This window comes from Porphyrobacter sp. GA68, from assembly GCF_022605525.1.
GTDB lineage: Bacteria > Pseudomonadota > Alphaproteobacteria > Sphingomonadales > Sphingomonadaceae > Qipengyuania_B.
Window position 1 is genome coordinate 1,399,268 of sequence record NZ_JAKQYJ010000001.1, and the last position, 18,796, is coordinate 1,418,063.

Below are 18,796 nucleotides of genomic sequence, written 5' to 3' on the forward strand. Positions count from 1 at the left end.
CCGGTTCCTGATGGCGAACCGAATGGGCAGCCTTCCCTTGTGGAGGCTGCCCTTTTCGGTTGCTGTCCACGCTGCGGTGCGCGCACTCTGTTCGTCGGCGCCACGCAGTTTGCCCCGCGCTGCCGGACCTGCGGCCTGGACTATGACAGCTTCAACGTCGGCGATGGTCCGGCCGCGTTCCTGACCCTGATCATCGGCGCCATGCTCGTGGGGTTGGCGATCTGGCTCGACATCGCGGTGGCTCCACCGCTTTGGGTTCACCTCCTTATCTGGATTCCGGTGACGGTTGTTTCCGTTCTCGGCGGGCTGCGCGTGGCCAAGGCGCTGCTCCTGATCAGCGAGTACCGGAACAGTGCGGGCGAGGCACGTTCTGCAACCGTGGATGAACCTCCTGCATGACCGGAGTGCGCCTGCCTTTCTGGTCCACCCTGATCGTTTTGCTTGCAGTTGCCACGATGATCGCGCTGGGGTTCTGGCAATTGGGCCGGGCTGAGGAGAAGAATGCGCTGATCGCCAAGTATGGCGCTTCAGCCCAGGACGATGCAGTCGTCCGCTTCCCTACCTCGTCACACGCGGCGGAAGACGTGCTGTACCGCCGGTCGCAAGTGACCTGCACACAGCTGCTGGCTACCCGCGCCGTCGCGGGGACGAGCGCGACTGGCGCAAAGGGATGGGCACAACAGGCCACCTGCCGCATCGCGGAGGGTGGCGAGGCGGTGGTAGCCTTGGGCTTCTCGCGCGATCCCGCAAGCCCGGCATGGGGCGGCGGAGAGGTGACGGGTATTGTTGCGCCCGGTCCGCGTCTGGTCGCCGATCCGCCCGCTGCGGGACTGGAGCCGCTGGCGAAGCCCGACCCGAACGACCTGCCGAACAACCATCTCGCCTATGCGGTGCAGTGGTTCCTGTTCGCCGCGACCGCGATAGTCATTTACGCGCTGGCGCTGCGGCGGCGCGGCAGCACCACCCGCGCCTGACCGCCGACCGGAGCCGCGCTGCTGCGCGATCAAGTGTGTCCACGGGTGACCCGGCGCGCCTGCGCTCCACATCTCCGGCCCGGCAGGCATTGGCGGGCCGTATTGCCCCTGACTGACTGAGCGGCTACCCGCGGGGTGATGCAGTATGTTTCCACCCGCGGCGGTTCGCCCGCGCTCGATTTCGAGGCGGTGACGCTGCAGGGACTGGCACCCGACGGAGGCCTGTATGTGCCTCAGACGTGGCCGCGCCTGACGCCCGAAGAAATCCGGTCGCTGGCGGGCCTGCCCTATCCCGAACTTGGCGCGCGTGTCATGCGCCCCTTCGTCGGGGACACGTTGTCGCCGGCTCAGCTGCTGGCCTTGTGCGAACGCGCCTATCATGCTTTCGCACACCCCGCCGTCGCGCCGCTGGCACAGCTTGACGAGCAGCGCTGGCTGCTAGATCTCACACGGGGCCCGACGCTCGCGTTCAAGGACATTGCGCTGCAGCTGGTCGGCCTGTTGTTCGAAACCTTTCTTGCTCGCAGCCATCGCCATCTGACCATCATCGGCGCAACCAGCGGTGACACCGGCTCGGCCGCCATTGATGCCGTGGCAGGGCGGGAACATGTGGACATCTTCATGCTTCACCCGGCCGACCGGATCAGCGATGTGCAGCGGCGCCAGATGACTACGGTGCTGGCACCCAACGTTCACAACATCGCCGTCCAGGGCAGTTTCGACGACGTGCAGGCCATGGTGAAGCGGATGTTTTCCGATGCCGACCTGACGCGCAGCCTGAACCTGGGGGCGGTGAATTCGATCAACTGGGCGCGGTTGATGGCACAGGTCGTGTATTACTTCGCCGCCGCAGTGCAGCTCGGCGGACCGGCTCGCCCCGTCGCTTTCAGCGTACCAACCGGCAATTTCGGCGATGCCTACGCCGGCTACGTCGCGCATCGGATGGGGCTGCCGCTGCATCGCCTGGTGGTGGCGACAAACATCAACGACATTCTTCATCGTGCGCTGACCGGGGGAGAGTATGCGCGGGGCGATCTGCAGCCGACCAGCAGCCCGTCGATGGACATCCAGGTCAGCTCCAATTTCGAGCGGCTGCTGTTCGATGCGGGCGGACGCGACGGCGCGGTGACGCGCGGGCAGCTTGAGCAGTTTGAAGGCACCGGCGCTGCGAGCCTCACCAGCGGGCAGAGGCGCATGATCGACCGAGTGTTCACGAGTTGCCGCGCCTCGGAAGACGAGGCGGCGGAGGGGATGCGCTGGGCGTGGGAGTGCGCCGGCGTTCTGATCGATCCGCACACGGCAGTCGGCCTTCACGCCGCGCGCCAGCAGCATTGCCCCGCCGACGTGCCAATCGTCACGCTCGCCACCGCTCACCCGGCGAAATTCCGGGACGCGGTTGAACGCGCCACGGGGCAGCGACCGCGCCTGCCGGCACGGCTGGGCGATCTGTTCGCGCGGGCAGAGCGCTGCACCCGGTTGCCGAACGATTACGCGGCAGTCGCGCACTACATCGCAGAAAACGGGCGGCACTGATGGCGCAGCTTGTCCGCGATCCTCTGCTGATGGTGGGGCAGGGGTGGGCAGATTACCGTCTCCTGGACAGCGGTGCGGGGCGCAAGTGGGAAGCCTACGGCCCGTATCGCTTTATCCGTCCGGAACCGCAGGCCATGTGGTCGCCCCGTCATGACGGTTGGGACGCCCATGGCGAGTTCGTGCCCGGGTCCGACGAAGATGGCGGCGGCCGCTGGGTTATGTCGGGCAAGGTGCCGGCGGATGGCTGGCCGCTGAGCTGGCGCGACATCCGCTTCACCGCGCAATGCACCCCGTTTCGCCATCTCGGCTTCTTCCCCGACATGGCGCCTGTCTGGGACTGGATGCGCGCGCAACTTGGCGGACGGCAGGACGCACAGACATTGAACCTGTTCGGCTATACCGGCGTCGGCAGCCTCGCGCTCAGCGAATGCGGGCCCGTCACCCATGTCGACGCGTCGAAGAAATCCGTGGCTCAGGCGCGTGTCAACACGGAACTGTCCGGCATGGCCGATCGCCCGACCCGCTGGCTGATCGACGACGCTGCGAAGTTCGCCGCGCGCGAGGTAAGGCGGGGGCGGCGCTATGACGGCATCATCCTGGACCCGCCGAAGTTCGGGCGCGGTCCCGATGGCGAAGTCTGGCGGCTGGAAGAAGGATTGCCTGGCCTGATCGCGGACTGCCGCCGCCTGCTGGATGGAGACAGCCGCTTTCTGTTCCTGACCGTTTACGCCGTCCGGATGAGCAGTCTTGCGCTGGGCGGCCTGCTTCAGGAGGCGTTCGCGGGATTGCCCGGCCAAGTGGAGCATGGCGAAATTGCGGTGGCAGAAACGGGGGAGGGATCGCGCCTGCTGCCGACAGCCATCTTCGCGCGCTGGTCGAATCCGGGCTAAGGACCTCGCCGATGTCCGATTCGCTCCTGCTTGAAGTCGCCGACCTCGAGGTTGATGTCCTGACCGGCATCTATTCGGAAGAAACGGGCAAGCCGCAGCCGCTGCGAATCTCTGTTGCGGCAGAAATGACCGCGGCCAGCCGGTACGAACCGGATACTCCGCTGGCTGCCAGCAAGAATTACATGGACCTGAAGTTTGCCGCCACGCAGGCTTTGCCGCCGGGTGTCCACTTCAAACTGATCGAGGCGGTGGCGGACCACATCTGCGACACCCTGTTCCTCCAGGACCGCCGTGTCACGGCGGTGACGGTAAAGATCGTCAAGCTCGCCATTGCGGAGGCGGGGGAAAAGATCGGCATAACCCTGCGGCGCGAGCGGCAGTGACCGGTGCAGGCGGTGCTGGCCATTGCTGACCTGCCGCCGGGGCCGACCGATGCTGCGGCGACGTTCCATGCGCACTGGCTTGACCGGGCGCGCGACCAAATCCGGCGGCTGGGCGGAGCGGATCGCGCGCTCCTGATCCTGCTGCCCGAAGCGGACCATACCCATGCCGACTGGCGGCTGGCCGCCGCGCGGACACTGGCCCGGGAAGCCGCGCCGGCGCGGGTGAACCTCGTCGGGTGCAATGATGCGGCTAAAGCGGAAGAGTTTGCGGCGTACCTGAGGATGGCCCCCGGTGTTACCGGGCAGTACTTTCCTGTCAATTTCCAGCTCGGCCGCTAGCCAGCAGTCACCGCAAACTGCGCTCCAGCGTCTCGATCGCCGCCACTTCCCCGGCCAACAGCGCGGCGACCTGCGCCTGCGCCTCGGCAACGGCAGCGGTCGTCTGGAGATCGTTGCTGCGTGTGGCCAGCAGCGCATCAAGATCAGCCAGCGCGAAAGCCGTTCCGCTGCTGATGGACTGGAGATTACCCAGTGCCACCTGCGCAGCGGCATAGGCGGTGCTGTCCACCCCTGCCCCGCGGCCCGCCGCGACCTCTCTCCGTGCGACTGGCAGCGCCGCGTTGAAGCGCCGGTTGGCTAAACCCGCTGCCTCGACGGCGGCCGCGATGCGGCCGAGAACGGCGGCGGATGGCGGGGACGGATCGGGCAGCGCCAGCCCGGCTGTCGAAACCGCCTGAACCCCGCGCTCTTCAGGACGCAGGGCTAGAGAAGGGTATCCGTCCCCCGTGCTCGCGCAGGCGATCAGCAACAAGGGAAGGCATATGGCATGGACCCGGCGCATCGAGTGCCGACATACCAGCAAACATCCGATTTGCCAGAGCCGCACCACCGGTTGACTTATCGGGCGGGCTAACATAACTGGGTTCGACTTTCGGGTGACCCTGTGACAGGGCCGCCTCGTTGTGCCGTCTTAAAGATGGCGATACTACAGATTGGAAGTGACAGAAGCATGTTCGCAGTAGTGCGCACTGGCGGCAAGCAGTACCGGGTTGCCGCCGGAGACAAGATCGCCGTCGAGAAGCTGGCGGGTGAGGCCGGGGAAACCATCACGCTCGGCGACGTCCTGCTCGCCGGCAATGGCGACTCGCTGCTCAATGCGGCCGAGACGACGGTGTCTGCCGAGATCATCGCGCAGGCCAAGGGCGAAAAGGTGATCGTCTTCAAGAAGCGTCGCCGGCACAACTACCGCCGCAAGAACGGGCATCGGCAGCAATTGACCCTGCTGAGGATCGTGCAGGTTGGCGACGATCGTTATGATGCTGCTGCGGCCGCTCCTCGCGCCAGCGCAGCGTCGACAGAAGCAGCGCCAGACGCAGGCGTGACCGAGTCGGCCGATACTGCTCAGACAGCAACGGACACTCCGGTCGCAGCGGCCGAGCCGAAGGCGAAGAAGGCTGCTCCGAAAAAGACCGCCGCGGCCAGCAGGCCTGCGACGGACGCGGACAAGAAGTAAGGATCAGGAACGATGGCACACAAGAAAGCAGGCGGTTCTTCGCGCAACGGTCGCGATTCGGCAGGCCGCCGCCTTGGCGTGAAGAAGTTCGGCAGTCAGGACGTGATTGCCGGCAACATCCTCGTGCGCCAGCGGGGCACGAAGTTCTACCCGGGCACCAACGTCGGCATGGGCAAGGACCACACCCTGTTCGCGCTGACCGACGGTATTGTGCGCTTCCACAAGGGCCGACTTGACCGACAGTTTGTGTCGGTGGAGCCGATGTCGCAGGCCGCCGAATAACCGGATGATTCGCTGACGGGATCATCCAGACGGGATGGTCCCAGCCGGTCCGACCGGCAGATCAAGAGGGAGATGGGGCCGACCCGTCTCCCTCTTGCCGTTTCTCCCTCGTTCACCGGCGGATTGTGCCTCCGCCGCCACTTAATTGTCATGCGGCTTCGATAGGAGGCGGGCCGCATGGATCGAGGGAGTGACGACGATGTTTCACCGCACCCAGAGGCTGTTTCTGCGGCCCGCGTTCCCCGAAGATGCAGCGGCGATCCATGCCGCCATCGCGCGGAAGGAGATCGTGTGCAATCTTGCCTCTGCCCCCTGGCCGTACACACAGGATGATGCGAAGACGTTCGCGGGTGCCGCGCAGGATAAGCGGCTCCCGCACTTCGTCCTCACTTTGCCCGGCACCGGCCTCATCGGCGGTGCCGGGCTTGGCCTCGACAGCCGGAACGACCCTTCCCTCGGTTACTGGATCGCCGCCGAGTTCCAAGGGCGCGGCTATGCCACCGAGGCCGTGCTTGGCCTGATGGAAGTGGCGCGCACGTTGGGTCATCGCCGGCTCGTGGCGGAACATTTCTCGGACAATCCCGCATCGGGCAGGGTGTTGATCAAGGCTGGCTTCCAGCCCACCGGCGAGGTGCGCCCAAGCTTCAGCCGGGCGCGTGCAGGCGCCCACCCGTCAGTGTGCTACGCCGTTGCGCTGACAGACTGCCGCGCACCGGGCAATTGCCTTCCGCGGGCGGCCTGAACCGCGCCAGCGCGCCGGATGGGGCGGTAACTCGATCCGGCTCGCCCGGGCAGCACGCGCCTTTACCTGCAGGTGCAGAAGGCTAGCCTGCCGGCAACAGCGCGTCTGGAAAATCGCCCTGATACTTGCCGATGAGTTCCCGATCGTCGTGATCCCACGGGTGAAAGCCCGGCCTGAAATAGCTGAGCCATGCCGGGAAGATCCGCCGCACCACGCCGGGGCTGACCAGCAGATATCTCGCCAGACCGATCCGTGCCTTCCAGCCAGTAATCCCATCCTGTGCCAGAAGGTCCATCGCGTCGATCCAGCGGTTGGTGAAGAACCGGCGCGTCACCACGATCATCACGAGGCTGCGCACCTTCCACCGCTGCCACGCACTCCATTGCCGGGTCGCGTGGTTCCAGGTGTCGAACGCGACGCCCTTGTGCTCAACCTCTTCCACCGCGTGCCATTCCCACATGCGGCGTACCTCGGGATCGGCGGTGGCGAAGTGCTGTGGATTGGTGAGAAACTCGTGCGCGAACAGAGCGGTGAAGTGCTCCAGTGCCATGGTCACGGCCAATTTGCCGATCGCCGGGCGATTGTCGGTCAGCGCCAGCAGGTCTGCTGTCCGTCTGTCGATCTTCGCCATGTCATACCCGCTGTCCGCCGCCAGCCGGTTGAAGGCGATGTGTTCGCGTGTGTGGTTGATTTCCTGCCGCACGAAGGCGCGGATCTCCGCCTCCAGCTTTGGCGGAGCGCCATCGCGGTGAGCCTTGACCGCCTCGATGAAGAAGGCTTCTCCGCGCGGGAAAGTGGCGGACAGCGCATTGTGCCATGCGGTTCCGAAAGGTTCACCGGCCCACCAGCGCGCTGGTGACGAGCCGCGGTTGAACCGTTCGTCCCGGATGGTCAGTGTGAGGTCCGCCGGAGTAGGTGTGCCCGTGCGATCAAAGGAGGTTGGCGCGTTCACGGTACATCTCGCATCGTTGTTGACATTGATGTAAGTACAGCGCGCTCGCTCGCTTGTCAATGCGGGGCCGGGCGCGCTAGGGCACAAGCATGGATCCCCGCAGGCGCCTCAACCCCGACGAACTGCGCCATCAGGCGCTTGAAGCGGCACGAGCCCTTCTGATCGAGGCCGGGCCGCAGGCGGTGACGTTGAAAGCGGTGGGCGCGCGGATCGGCCGCACCCATGCCAATCTCCTTCATCACTTCGGTTCGGCGGCCGGTCTGCAAAAGGCGTTGGCCGCCTACCTCGCCAGAACAGTCTGTGGCACCATAAGGCAGGCGGTTACAGACAGCCGGGCTGGCCTCGGTTCTCCGCGCGAGGTGGTCGACCTGACCTTTGATGCATTTGATCGCGAAGGTGCCGGCGCGCTGGCGGGATGGATGCTGCTGACGGGGAACGAGGACGCGCTCGACCCCATTGTGGAGACGATCCATGAACTGGTCGATGAAATCTCCTCCACGCAGGAGGCAAGTCACGTGCCGGGCATCGCTGCCGTGCACGAAGAGACCCTGCACCTAGTCCTGCTGGCAATGGGCGATGCGATGATGGGCGGAGCGCTTGCCAAGTCGCTCGGCCTGCCACGCGATACGGCAAGGCGGCGGGCCGAGGCAATTCTGGACGCGTCTGTGGCGAGCGTCTCCGTTTAGGACGTTGGGACGGCAAGGGCGGCGGCCTGCCATCGTGGCAGGGTCAGTGCCGCCATGTCCTCGACCTTCCGGTGATCCACCGCCAGCCCCAGTTCGGGATAGGCTGCCTTTCTGCGCTGTTCATCCGATAAGGACAAGGGAACAACGACCAGCCGCCGGTTCACCTTTTGCCGCCAGTTCATCCGTGCGGTGTTTTCCTGCCCAACGTAGCAGCCCTTGGTAAACGAAACGCCGTTCAGTTCCGCGGCGTTCGTTTCCAGCCACAGGACGTCGCCCAATTCTGCGCGCCCTTCCGGCACACCCAGCGAAAGTCGATGGTTCAGCCAATCGCTGTCCGCTCCTGCCTGCTGCGATTCAACAGGCGCGATCCAGCGCCACCCCAAATCGACCAGGCGTGGGTCGGCGACGGCGCCGTCAACCGGATCCTTGCTCCATTGAACTGACAAGGCCCTGTCGCGCTCGATGCCGATGCGGCGGCGCAGGCGATACAGCGAAAGCCGCCTGACCAGTTCGTCCACCACCTCCGCCTCGCAATCGAGCAGCAGATCGGCGCCATCGGCCCAGACAATGAAGTCGAACAGCGTCTTGCCCTGGGCGCTGAGCAGGCCGGCATAGACCGGCAACGCGCCCGACACATCGTTCGTGACGAGCCCTTGCAGAAAGGACCTGACACTTTCCTCCTCTGCCAGAGCAGAGAGGCGGATCAACGCGCGGTGCAGGAGGTTCGTCGACATGGATGACAGATAGGGGCAGGCACGGCATAGGCAAAGCCATGACCGATACGCCCGGCCTTTTGACAATCCGCCGCCCCGACGATTGGCACCTGCATCTTCGCGACGGCGCCATGCTGCAGGCGGTGCTTCCCTATACAGCGCGCGTGTTCGGCCGCGCCATTGTCATGCCCAACCTGGTTCCGCCGGTGACAAGCGTTGCGGCAGCGGCGGCTTATCGCGCGCGAATCATGGCGGCGCTCCCGGCGGAGACGGACTTCACCCCGCTGATGACCTGTTACCTCACCGACGAGACTTCGCCAGAGGAGGTAGCGCGCGGCTTTGCCGAGGGCGTGTTCACCGCTGCAAAGCTCTATCCCGCGGGCGCCACCACCAATTCGGCCAGCGGCGTCACCGACATCGGCAACATCATGGCGGTTCTCGAACGCATGGCGCAGATCGGCATGACGTTCTGCGTGCATGGGGAGGTAACGGACGGGGATGTCGACATTTTCGACCGGGAGGCGGTGTTCATCGACCGCGTTCTGGAGCCGCTGGTCCGCCGTCTGCCGGAACTGCGCATCGTGTTCGAGCACGCGACGACCAGCCAGGCCGTGCAGTTCGTGAACAGCGCCAGCGCGAATGTGGCGGCCACCATCACGCCCCAGCACCTGCACATCAACCGCAACGCCATCTTTGCCGGCGGCCTGCGCCCCCATGCCTATTGCCTGCCGGTGGCCAAGCGGGAGGAACACCGGCTGGCGCTGCGCGCGGCGGCAACATCAGGCTCGCCGAAGTATTTCCTCGGCACCGACAGCGCACCGCACCCGCAGTCCGCCAAGGAAAGTGGCTGTGGCTGCGCAGGGATCTTCAACGCGCCCCATGCCCTTGAAAGCTATGCCACCGTGTTCGAGGAAGAGGGTGCGCTGGATCAGCTCGAGGGGTTTGCCAGCGTCCACGGCGCGGCATTTTATCGCCTGCCTGTGAATGACGAGCGCGTGACTCTTGAACGGGCGGAGACGCGAGTGCCTGATACTCTTGCCGGTCCCGACTGCGCGCTGGTGCCATTCCATGCGGGTGAGAGCCTGCGCTGGCGCGTCAGGACACCGTGAGCCGCCGCTTTTCCTCCAGCGCGGCCATGCGCCGGCGGGCAAGCAGATCCCACGCGAACAGCGCCGCCGCGCTCCAGATGAACAGGAAGCAGACGAGCTGCACGGGTCTCAGCGGCTCCCTGAACACGAACAGCCCCAACAGGAATACGATGGTTGGCGCGAGAAACTGAACAAAGCCGAGCGTCGAATAAGGCAGGCGCCGGGCGGCCAGCGCGAACAGCAGCAGCGGCACGGCGGTGACAACTCCGCCCAGTATGATCGCGAGGCTGAGGCCCGCATCGCTGCCGAACGACGAACCCTGCGGGGTTGCTGCATAGAACCAGGCGATACCGGCGGCCGGGACAATCAGCAGTGCCGATTCGATGGTGAGGCCCGGCAGCGAGCCGACCGGAACCTGTTTGCGGACAAGGCCATACAACGCGAAGCTGAACGCGAGTGCCAGGCTGATGCCCAGCATTGCGAGCGTCTCGAACGCCAGAATGCCCACTCCTGCCGTCGCCAGTGCCACCGCGCCCCATTGCAGCCGGGTCAGTCGCTCCTTTAGGAAAACCGTGCCGAGCAGCACGTTGAGCAACGGGTTGATGTAATAGCCAAGGCTGGCGGCGAACACGTGACCTGCCTGTATGGCCCAGACATAAACCAGCCAGTTTGCCCCTATCAGCAGAGCGCTGGTGCAAAGCCACGCGATCACGCGCGGCTGCCGCAAGGCTTCCCGCAAGACCGGAACCTGCCGCCTGGCAGCCACAATGGCGAGGCAGATCGGCAGGGTGAAGATAATCCGCCACCCGACGAATTCGAAGGGAGGGACGCTGCGTACCAGAAGGAGGTAGAGCGGCAGGAATCCCCAGATCAGGTAGGCGCCCAGCGCCGCCGCATATCCTGACCGTTCGAGACTGTGGGCCGCGTTGCGCATGGCTGCTCCTAGCCCGCTTTTCCGATGATGCGAGCATCTGGGTAGATGAACTGACGCTCCGCCATCCAAAAAGCGTCTTTTCTGACAGCAGTGTTGCAGAGCGTTCAGGAAGCGAACCTTAAACATGAACGTATCGGACGAATCAGGTGGGATGGTTCGAACGGGAGGAATAGAAAGGTTCGATAATGATTACGCTTGCAAAGACATTCGCCGCCTCCGCCTTGGCTGTCGCAACCTTGGGCCTGAGTGTTCCCGCCACCGCCGCCCCGCTCAATTTCAACGCTGCATCGCAGACCAGCTTCGCCACCGCGGCCGACTGGCAGCAGATGAACTTCGAGCACAAGCGCAAGCGCCAGGGACGTTACGAGCAGAGCCGCTACGACCGCTATGATCGTTACAACGACCGCGGCCGGCGGGTCTATGACGAACCCGTGTCACGCAACACCCGTGTATGGCAGGATCGCGATGGTTCCTATCGCTGCCGCAAGACGGATGGCACGATCGGTCTGATCGTCGGCGGCGCGGCCGGTGCGATCCTGGGCCGCGAGATCGATGGCCGTGGCGACCGGTCGCTCGGCACCATCCTTGGGGCGGCCGGTGGCGCCATCCTCGGCAAGGAGGTCATGAGCCGCACTCGCTGCCGATAAGACAAGCTTCGGCCGTGCCCACCCACGGCCGCGGGAAGCGCCTCTCGACTGTCACAGACAGCGGGAGGCGCTTTTTCTTTGGTCAGTCGCGCAGGCCCATGGCGATCGCCGCGCGTGGCTGCTCCTGCGTGTTACTGGCCACGGGATAGGCACAGTAGTCAGCCGCGTAGAAAGCGGCAGGCCGGTGGTTGCCGGACAAGCCGATGCCGCCGAACGGAGCGGCGGATGAGGCGCCATTGGTGGGCTTGTTCCAGTTGATGATCCCGGCGTTCACCTCCAGCCAGAACCGCTCGTAATCTTCAGGGGAACCACCAATCAGCGAAGCCGACAGCCCGTAGCGGGTGGCGTTCGCTTCGGCGATTGCCTCGTCGAGATCAGCAACGCGCACCACCTGCAGGAGCGGGCCGAACAGCTCGACGTCGGGGCGTTCCTCCAGGGTCGTGACGTCGATTATGCCTGGTTCCAGCAGCGGCAGGTTCGGGTCAGGCCGGCGCAAGTGGCTCAGCGGCCGACCGCCCCGGCTCATCAGTTCAAGAAAGGCGTCACCCAGCTGGTCGGCGGCGGCGTTGTCGATGACTGGACCCATGAAAGGCTGCGGATTGGCAAAGGGTTCATCGACGATCAGCCGGTCCGCCAACGCCTTCACTGCCGGGACGAGGTCGTCATAGAAGCGATCGACGACGATCAGACGCCGCGCTGCGGTACAGCGCTGGCCGGATGTCATGAAGGCGGACTGGATGACCGTTGCCGCAGCGTCCGCGATCAGCGGAGTGGGCAGCGCAACTATCGGATTATTGCCGCCCATTTCCAGCGCCACGATCTTGGCCGGGTTGCTGGCCAGCTTGCGATTGATGGCAATTCCGGCCCGGGCGGAACCGGTGAACAGAACCCCGTTCACATCCTCGTGCGCGACGAGCGCCTTGCCCGCGTCAGGCCCGCCATGCAGGCACTGCACCACATCGTCGGCAATCCCCGCCTCGTGGAAGCAGCGCACAAGGAAGTCGGCCACGGCAGGGGTTTTCTCGCTCGGTTTGAGGATAATCGAGTTTCCGGCGATCAGCGCGGGAACGATGTGGCCATTGGGCAGATGCGCGGGAAAGTTGTAGGGGCCAAGCACGGCCATGACGCCATGCGGCTTATGGCGCAGGCTCATGCTGCCGCCCAGGTCCACGTCGCGCCGGGTGAAACCGGTGCGTTCGGCATAGGCGGTGATGGAAATTTCTACCTTCCCCATGACCGCGGCGACTTCGGTCCGCGCTTCCCACAGGGGCTTTCCCGTCTCGCGGGCGATCAATTCGGCAAACGCGCCGTCGTGCTTGCGCACCACGTTCACGAACCGGCGAAGCAGTTCCATCCGGCGGGCGAGCGGCTCCATCGCCCAGCGGCGGAAACCCTGCCGTGCACGATCAACCGTCACATCCACGTCGCCTGCGACGCCGCGCCACATGATATTTCCCGTTGCAGGTTCAACGGAAACAAGTTCCTCGCCCAAGATCATTCCTTCATGTTTTCAGCGACGGTCGCATGGCACGGCCGCGTCGGGTCTGACCAGCATAAACTCACCGTTCCGCCGGCTGATCAACAGCGTCGCAAGGGGGCAGGTGCCCGGCCGGTGCCGGTGGTTCGCCCAGCAGCGCACCCATCCTGCGGGTCCGCGCGACATGGTCGTGCAGCGGGTGCCAGTCATCGCCATTGGCAATGGCGTTCCACAGACGCTGCACCTCCTCGTACGGCAAGGCTGGAGGGTCGAAGTCCGCCGCGTCCGTCACCTGATGTTGGCGAACATAGCCACTCATCGCCTCCTTCACCGCACCTTGCGCCGCCTCGCCAAAGCGGTGCCGCCAGAAAAAGCTGTCTGGCGCTTCCCCGCTGTCACGCATCTGTGCCGCGCACGCCGCCGCAAGCGCGGTATCCGCCTCAGCACCGCGCGATTGCAGTCCCAATCGCCAGCACCAACGGCGACCCAGATGGATCCAATACAGCGGAGCGAACCGATCAAGCGCTGCGATCAGCGGCGGCGCGTCGGCAATCAGGCGCAGCGCCACCGCCAGCTGACCGCAATTCCAGTGGATAGCTTCCGGTTGGCGCCCGAACGCGTAGAGACCGGCGTGATCGAAATAGGCGGCTGTGAAGCCCGGCTCCCACTGCGGCAGAAAACGCCAGGGGCCATAGTCGAAGCTTTCCCCGCTGATGTTCATGTTGTCCGTGTTGAGGACACCGTGGACGAAGCCCGCCACCATGTAGCTGGCGGCTAGGTCGGCCAGCCGCTCGACCACCTGATGCAGCAGCTGCACCGCCGGCTGGTCGCGGCCGGGGGCGTCGGCGGGTGGCGGCGGGCCGGGGAAGTGATTGAGGCAATAGCCGACCAGCTGGTGCATGTGCGCTTCCTCTTCCAGCGCCAGCAGCCGCTGAAAAGTGCCGATGCGGATGTGGCCGTGGCTGAGGCGTGTGAGGACCGCGGCGCGGGTGGGCGACGGCTCGTCATGGCGTTCCAGCGCTTCTCCGGTTTCGATGATCGAAAAGGTCTTGGACGTGTCGACACCCAGCGCCTCCAGTCGTTCCGTCGCCAGCCATTCGCGTACGGCGCCTTGCAGCGTCAGCCTCCCGTCCGCTGTGCGGGAATACGGGGTCCGGCCAGACCCCTTGGTGCCCAGATCCAGCAGCCGCCCGGCGCCATCGCGCAACTGGGCGAACAAGAAGCCACGGCCGTCCCCGATCTCCGGGTTGTACACCCGGAATTGATGTCCGTGATAGCGCAGGGCCAGCGGCTGCGGCAGGCTGCCGGGCAGGGGTTTGAAGCGGGCGAAATGGTTCAGCCATTCCTCGTCCGGGAAAGCTGCAAGACCCACCGTTCCTGCCCAGCGATCGTTCCTCAGTCGCAGGCGCGCCTCGGGAAATTCAGCCGGAACCACCGGGTCTGCCAGCCAGTCGGCCATGGCGGCAAGGGGCGCCTCGGGCCGAAAGGACGCGGATGCTGGTTCGGAGCGCATGGTGGAGAAAGCCTTGGAGGTTGCACGCCCGGGTTGCAACCGGTGCGCTGCCACGGCAGAACGCGAGGCGAACCGCGTCAGGGGAGGCACGCCGTCATTTCCGAACAAACTTATGCCGATCGCCATTGGACCAGCGCGGACGGCCTGCGCCTGCATTTTCGCGACTACCCTGCCGCTGTGGCCGCGGGGGAGCGTGCTCCCGTGATCTGCTTGCACGGGCTCACCCGCAACGCGCGCGACTTTGCCGATCTGGCCGAGTTTCTGGCGCCGACGGGCCGACGTATCCTGGTGCCCGAGATGCGCGGGCGCGGCGACAGCGAATATGCGCGGGACGCCGCAACCTACAATGTGGGTCAGTACGTCGCCGACCTGAACGCGCTGCGAGAGCAGGAGGGGATCGACCGGTATGTAGCCATCGGCACCTCGATGGGCGGGTTGATGACCATGGTTCAGGCGATGCATGATCCCGCACCGATCGCGGCTGCGGTGCTCAACGACATCGGGCCGGTGGTCGACCCCGCCGGGCTGGAGCGGATCATGGACTACGTGGGACAAGGCGGCAGCTACCCCACCTGGATCCATGCTGCCCGCGCGCTGGAGGAACTGCACAAGGCAGCTTATCCCGGCTTCGACCTCGACGATTGGCTGCAGATGGCCAAGCGCACGATGACGCTGTGCGGCAACGGACGGATCGCTCACGACTACGACATGAGCATCGCCGAGCCGCTGCGGGCGGCCGACGGGGACCAGGCTGCTGCCCCTGCCGATCTGTGGCCCGGCTTCGATGCGCTGGCGCAAAGGCCGCTGATGCTGATCCGCGGGGAACTGTCCAACCTTCTTTCGCAAGCCACCTTTGCCGAAATGCGCGCCCGTGCGCCTCAGGCCGCTGTGGTGAGCGTGCCGGAGATCGGGCATGCACCGACCCTGGACGAGCCGTGCGTAAGGTCCGCGCTTGGCGAATTCATGGCGCGGCTCGACTAGCTCATGGTCCGGGGGGCGACCGCGCAAATACTTCACATTCTGCCCGACAGCAACGACGCCGCAGCGCGGCGAACGGCGCAGATTATTGACCGGGTGCGCCAGGGTTATCAGCACAGCATCGTACCCGCGCGCCCCAACGAACGTGACTGGCTGACGGGGGTGCGGCAGGACAGCGTGCGCTTCGTCTCCGACTTTCCCGAGCTGTCCGGCTTGCCGCTGCCTGGCCGCCTACAGCGGATCGCACAAGCCATGTTGCCCTTCGACGTGGTCGTGACGCATGGCTACGAAGCCATGAACGCGGCCATGGCGCGCACGATGTTTTCCGAAGGCTATGCACCGCCACCGCTGATCCATCACGAGTGGGGGGACGACGCGGCAGGCGGTGCATTGACCGGGAGGCGGCGCGATCTCTACCGCCAGCTTGCGCTGGGTCGCAGCGCCGCCCTGGTGGTGCCGGACGAGACAATGGAAGGCCGAGCGCTGACCCGCTGGCAGCAGCCGCTTGGCCGGGTGAAGCGGATCGGTGAGGCGGTGGATGTAACCGCCTACGCCAGACGACCGAAAGCCGATTCGCTGCCCGGCATCATCAAGCGTAAAGATGAACTCTGGATCGGCGTCGTTGACGGCGCGCGCAACAGCGGTGGGATCGATGCGGCGCTGGAGGCGGTCCGCGCCTTGCCGGATAACTGCATCCTGATCTGGGCATCGGCGGGCGACCACCCGAGCTTCGTGCGCGAGGCGGCGGCGCGCGCCGGCATGGACGATCGCGTCCATCCGCTGGCCTCCGGTGGTCAGCACGCCCGCTATCTCGGCCTGTTCGACATTGCCCTAGTCCCGGAGAGCGGGATCTGGCCGCAGGAGGCGGTGCTGGGGGCGCTGGCTGCCGGATTGCCGTTCGCCGGGCAAGGGGCGGCCGCCCTCGCGGACTTGCTGGCGCCGGAAAACGTCGCCTTGTTGGAGGAGTCGGCCGGGCAGGCGCTGCACGATCTCATCTCCCGACCGGACCTGCGCCAGCAGCTTGGTGAGGCGAACCGCCGCCGCGCCGCGGCGGATTTCGGCCTGGACAGGCTCGCCGCCACTTATCGCCGTCTGTTCGACAGCGCGATAGCCCAAACGCCACGCAAGCGGTGAGGCGGCGCAAGGCAAGGCGCGGGGCATTGCCCTTCATCGCGCCCGCTTCTAATGATGCGCGCGATGCAGGCGGACACCCGCGTAGCCTGCGCAACCATCTCCTTTCGAGAGCAACATAAGAGCGCCCGTGGCCCAATCTCCTCCGACCGATCCGTCCGCGCCTCGCGGCACTGTTCCCGCCGCATCCGACCGCGCAGAAAAGCTGCGCCAGCGCCGCGAAGCCGAAGACAGGGCGGTTCTGCGCGAGATCGATGAGGCCGTGCGGCAAGACCAGATGGCCGAATTCGGCAAGCGTTATGGCAAGCCGCTGATCATCGGCATCGTGCTGTTTCTCCTCCTGCTCGGCGGCTTCATGCTGTGGCAGCAGCGGCAGGAACGTGCACGCGAACAGGCATCCGAAGGCCTGGTGACTGCGCTCGATCAGGTCGAAGCGGGCAATCTGGCGGAAGCGCGGCAACGTCTGCAGCCGCTTGCCGGAAGCAGCAACGCCGGCGTCAGCGCCAGTGCCCGCCTGTTGGAAGCAGGGATCGCCGCACAGGAAGGCAATCTGCGCCGGTCGGGCGAGCTGTTCGCGGCCATTGCCGATGACGGGAATGTACCGGCCGAGCTGCGCCAACTGGCGCGGGTGCGGCAGGTGACCGTCCAATTCGACGATCTCCCGCCGCAGCGGGTAATCGCCTTGCTCGGCGACCAGGCGCGCCCGGGCCAGCCGTTCTTCGGCAGCGCGGCGGAACTGGTGGCGATGGCTCAGCTTGAACTGGGTCAGCGGCAGCAGGCCGGTGCACTGTTCGCCCAGATCGCGCGGGCAAACGAAGTGCCGGAAAGCCTGCGGTCGCGAGCGCGGCAGATGGCGGGACTGTTGGGTGTCGACACGATCGAGAATGTTGAAGAAGTCATCGTGCCGCAAGGTTCGACAGGGCAGACAGCACCGGGACAGCTGCCGCAGGAGTGAGCGGCCCAGGATTGGAACAATTGACAATGCAGACAAAGATCACCCGCTCCGCCATGGCAAGCAGTATGGCCTTGGCGCTGTCCGCCTGCAGCGGCGGACTGTTCGGCGGAGGTGAAACCCGCACGACGCCCACAGTGGGCGAGCGGATGCCCATCCTGTCGCGCATAGAAAACGCGGTGCAGGCCGATCCCGCGCTGGTCGGGGTTCCAGTGACCTTGCCGTCAGCCCAGGTGAACAGCGAGTGGGCACAGGCGGGCGGCACCGCCAGCAAGGCCTATGGTCATCTGGCGCTCGGCGAGGCGCCTCAGCGGGCCTGGACCGCGACGGTGGCAGGAGCGACAAACCGTCGCCGCCTCGCTGCCTCACCCGTGATCGGTGGAGGGAGGCTGTTCGCGGTCGGCACGGACGGCGCGATCAGCGCCTTCGATGCCGGGACCGGCGCACGGGTCTGGACCTATAGCGGCGATGCGCCGGGCAACCTTGCCAGCGCCCTGTTCGGCGGCGGCGCAAGCTACGCCAACGGGCGCGTATATGCCACGACCGGGACTGGCGATGTGCTCGCGCTCGATGCCAACACCGGAGCGCTTGCGTGGCGAGTCAAACCGGCTGGTCCGCTTCGCGGTTCGCCCACCATCGCCTTCAACCTGATCTTCGTGATGACGCAGGATAACCAGATCATCGCGCTTAATCAGGCTGACGGCTCGCTCGAGTGGCAGGAATCCGGCTCGGCGACCCAGGCGGGCGTGTTCGGCGTGGCGGCTCCGGCTGCGGGTCAGGGTACGGTAATTGCCGGCTATTCGTCGGGTGAACTGGTCGCCTACCGCTATGAGAATGGCCGTGTGCTCTGGGCCGATGCGCTGGCGCGCACCTCCATTTCAACAGAAGTCGGCGCGCTGACGGACATCGACGCCGATCCGATCATCGCTGACGGACGGATCTATGCGCTGGGGCAGGGTGGGCGCATGGCGGCATACGATCTGCTGTCCGGCCAGCGGATCTGGGAACTGAACCTGGCCGGCATCTCGACCCCGGCGCTGGCGGGCCAGTGGATATTCACGTTGACCGATGACGCACGCCTGCTCGCAATCGCGCGGGACACCGGCAAGATCCGCTGGATCACGCAGCTCAAGCGGTATCGGGACGAGGAAGACCGCGCAGGGCCGGTGTTCTGGAACGGTCCGGTACTCGCCGGCGGACAGTTGTGGCTCACAAGCTCCGAGGGAGAAATCTGGCGGGTCAGCCCGCAGGAAGGTTCGGCCAGCCTGTTCACCAATTTGGGCCAGCGGGTCAGTCTGGCGCCCGTCGTGGCGAACAACACGCTGTATGTGCTGGACGACAGTGGCCGGGTGAGCGCCTTTCGCTAGCCGCGCGCTGCGAGGCCTCTTGAGGAACGCGGCTACGTCGG

General features: G+C 65.6%; 22 protein-coding genes. 16 read left to right on the forward strand and 6 right to left on the reverse strand.

Annotation, left to right across the window (positions count from 1 at the left end):
- Window positions 1–39 precede the first annotated feature (39 nt).
- From LHJ54_RS07020 to LHJ54_RS07045, 6 genes are all read left to right on the forward strand, one after another.
- The gene (locus LHJ54_RS07020; RefSeq protein ID WP_228243188.1) at window positions 40–399 is read left to right on the forward strand and encodes a DUF983 domain-containing protein; all 360 of its coding nucleotides are present in this window, start codon (window positions 40–42) and stop codon (window positions 397–399) included.
- Window positions 396–974, forward strand: coding sequence for an SURF1 family protein (locus tag LHJ54_RS07025; RefSeq protein ID WP_228243189.1), 579 nt, complete (start codon window positions 396–398; stop codon window positions 972–974). Before LHJ54_RS07020 ends, LHJ54_RS07025 begins: the two co-directional genes overlap by 4 nt.
- 138 nt (window positions 975–1,112) lie before the next feature.
- Complete coding sequence (thrC, locus tag LHJ54_RS07030) at window positions 1,113–2,507, forward strand: threonine synthase (RefSeq protein WP_228243190.1); 1,395 nt, start codon at window positions 1,113–1,115, stop codon at window positions 2,505–2,507.
- Window positions 2,507–3,397, forward strand: coding sequence for a class I SAM-dependent methyltransferase (locus LHJ54_RS07035; RefSeq protein ID WP_228243191.1), 891 nt, complete (start codon window positions 2,507–2,509; stop codon window positions 3,395–3,397). Before thrC ends, LHJ54_RS07035 begins: the two co-directional genes overlap by 1 nt.
- Before the next feature lie 11 nt (window positions 3,398–3,408).
- Window positions 3,409–3,780 carry a dihydroneopterin aldolase gene (locus LHJ54_RS07040; RefSeq protein WP_228243192.1) on the forward strand — a complete coding sequence of 124 codons (372 nt, stop codon included), beginning with the start codon at window positions 3,409–3,411 and terminating at the stop codon, window positions 3,778–3,780.
- Window positions 3,781–3,792: 12 nt separating this feature from the next.
- Complete coding sequence (locus tag LHJ54_RS07045; RefSeq protein WP_228243193.1) at window positions 3,793–4,119, forward strand: Rossmann fold domain-containing protein; 327 nt, start codon at window positions 3,793–3,795, stop codon at window positions 4,117–4,119.
- Between the two features lie 7 nt (window positions 4,120–4,126).
- Here the strand turns inward: LHJ54_RS07045 and LHJ54_RS07050 are convergent, their stop codons facing one another.
- Window positions 4,127–4,621: a hypothetical protein gene (locus LHJ54_RS07050; RefSeq protein ID WP_228243194.1), complete on the reverse strand. Its 495-nt coding sequence runs from the start codon at window positions 4,619–4,621 to the stop codon at window positions 4,127–4,129.
- 168 nt (window positions 4,622–4,789) lie between these two features.
- On the opposite strand from LHJ54_RS07050, the gene rplU reads away from it, so the two are divergent.
- The 3 genes from rplU to LHJ54_RS07065 all read left to right on the forward strand — a co-directional run bounded on the left by rplU (window position 4,790) and on the right by LHJ54_RS07065 (window position 6,317).
- Window positions 4,790–5,293 (forward strand): 50S ribosomal protein L21, encoded by a 504-nt coding sequence (gene rplU, locus LHJ54_RS07055; protein ID WP_228243195.1) that lies wholly within the window; start codon window positions 4,790–4,792, stop codon window positions 5,291–5,293.
- A gap of 12 nt (window positions 5,294–5,305) precedes the next feature.
- Window positions 5,306–5,575, forward strand: a complete 270-nt coding sequence (gene rpmA, locus LHJ54_RS07060) for a 50S ribosomal protein L27 (protein ID WP_228243196.1) — start codon at window positions 5,306–5,308, stop codon at window positions 5,573–5,575.
- A gap of 199 nt (window positions 5,576–5,774) precedes the next feature.
- On the forward strand, window positions 5,775–6,317 hold the full coding sequence (locus LHJ54_RS07065; protein ID WP_228243197.1) for a GNAT family N-acetyltransferase: 543 nt from the start codon (window positions 5,775–5,777) through the stop codon (window positions 6,315–6,317).
- Between the two features lie 82 nt (window positions 6,318–6,399).
- Here the strand turns inward: LHJ54_RS07065 and LHJ54_RS07070 are convergent, their stop codons facing one another.
- Entirely contained in the window at window positions 6,400–7,269 is an 870-nt protein-coding gene (locus LHJ54_RS07070; protein ID WP_228243198.1) for a metal-dependent hydrolase, read from the reverse strand.
- An 89-nt stretch (window positions 7,270–7,358) separates the two neighbouring features.
- Between LHJ54_RS07070 and LHJ54_RS07075 the strand changes: the two genes are divergently transcribed.
- A complete protein-coding gene (locus LHJ54_RS07075) occupies window positions 7,359–7,955 on the forward strand; it encodes a TetR/AcrR family transcriptional regulator (RefSeq protein WP_228243199.1) in 597 nt (198 codons plus the stop codon).
- Here the strand turns inward: LHJ54_RS07075 and LHJ54_RS07080 are convergent.
- The gene (locus LHJ54_RS07080) at window positions 7,952–8,689 is read right to left on the reverse strand and encodes a folate-binding protein YgfZ (protein WP_228243200.1); all 738 of its coding nucleotides are present in this window, start codon (window positions 8,687–8,689) and stop codon (window positions 7,952–7,954) included. The two genes, LHJ54_RS07075 and LHJ54_RS07080, sit on opposite strands and share 4 nt — an antisense overlap.
- A gap of 38 nt (window positions 8,690–8,727) precedes the next feature.
- Here LHJ54_RS07080 and pyrC point away from each other — a divergent pair, with 38 nt between their 5' ends.
- Window positions 8,728–9,777: a dihydroorotase gene (gene pyrC / locus LHJ54_RS07085; RefSeq protein WP_228243201.1), complete on the forward strand. Its 1,050-nt coding sequence runs from the start codon at window positions 8,728–8,730 to the stop codon at window positions 9,775–9,777.
- On the opposite strand, the gene rarD is transcribed toward pyrC, so the two are convergent.
- The gene (gene rarD / locus LHJ54_RS07090; RefSeq protein WP_228243202.1) at window positions 9,764–10,690 is read right to left on the reverse strand and encodes an EamA family transporter RarD; all 927 of its coding nucleotides are present in this window, start codon (window positions 10,688–10,690) and stop codon (window positions 9,764–9,766) included. The genes pyrC and rarD overlap by 14 nt on opposite strands.
- Window positions 10,691–10,875: 185 nt before the next feature.
- Here rarD and LHJ54_RS07095 point away from each other — a divergent pair, with 185 nt between their 5' ends.
- Window positions 10,876–11,337: a glycine zipper 2TM domain-containing protein gene (locus LHJ54_RS07095; protein WP_277754033.1), complete on the forward strand. Its 462-nt coding sequence runs from the start codon at window positions 10,876–10,878 to the stop codon at window positions 11,335–11,337.
- Window positions 11,338–11,419: 82 nt separating this feature from the next.
- Here LHJ54_RS07095 and astD read toward each other — a convergent pair whose 3' ends face one another.
- Together astD and LHJ54_RS07105 are read right to left on the reverse strand one after the other, a co-directional pair.
- Window positions 11,420–12,835 carry a succinylglutamate-semialdehyde dehydrogenase gene (gene astD / locus LHJ54_RS07100; RefSeq protein ID WP_373457060.1) on the reverse strand — a complete coding sequence of 472 codons (1,416 nt, stop codon included), beginning with the start codon at window positions 12,833–12,835 and terminating at the stop codon, window positions 11,420–11,422.
- Between the two features lie 61 nt (window positions 12,836–12,896).
- A complete protein-coding gene (locus LHJ54_RS07105) occupies window positions 12,897–14,327 on the reverse strand; it encodes a protein adenylyltransferase SelO family protein (RefSeq protein ID WP_228243204.1) in 1,431 nt (476 codons plus the stop codon).
- A 96-nt stretch (window positions 14,328–14,423) separates the two neighbouring features.
- On the opposite strand from LHJ54_RS07105, the gene LHJ54_RS07110 reads away from it, so the two are divergent.
- From LHJ54_RS07110 to LHJ54_RS07125, 4 genes are all read left to right on the forward strand, one after another.
- Complete coding sequence (locus LHJ54_RS07110; protein WP_228244326.1) at window positions 14,424–15,308, forward strand: alpha/beta fold hydrolase; 885 nt, start codon at window positions 14,424–14,426, stop codon at window positions 15,306–15,308.
- Between the two features lie 3 nt (window positions 15,309–15,311).
- On the forward strand, window positions 15,312–16,439 hold the full coding sequence (locus tag LHJ54_RS07115; protein ID WP_228243205.1) for a glycosyltransferase family 1 protein: 1,128 nt from the start codon (window positions 15,312–15,314) through the stop codon (window positions 16,437–16,439).
- A gap of 127 nt (window positions 16,440–16,566) precedes the next feature.
- The gene (locus LHJ54_RS07120; RefSeq protein WP_228243206.1) at window positions 16,567–17,391 is read left to right on the forward strand and encodes a tetratricopeptide repeat protein; all 825 of its coding nucleotides are present in this window, start codon (window positions 16,567–16,569) and stop codon (window positions 17,389–17,391) included.
- A 26-nt stretch (window positions 17,392–17,417) separates the two neighbouring features.
- Window positions 17,418–18,755, forward strand: coding sequence for a PQQ-binding-like beta-propeller repeat protein (locus LHJ54_RS07125; RefSeq protein ID WP_228244327.1), 1,338 nt, complete (start codon window positions 17,418–17,420; stop codon window positions 18,753–18,755).
- The last annotated feature ends 41 nt before the right edge of the window (window positions 18,756–18,796 follow it).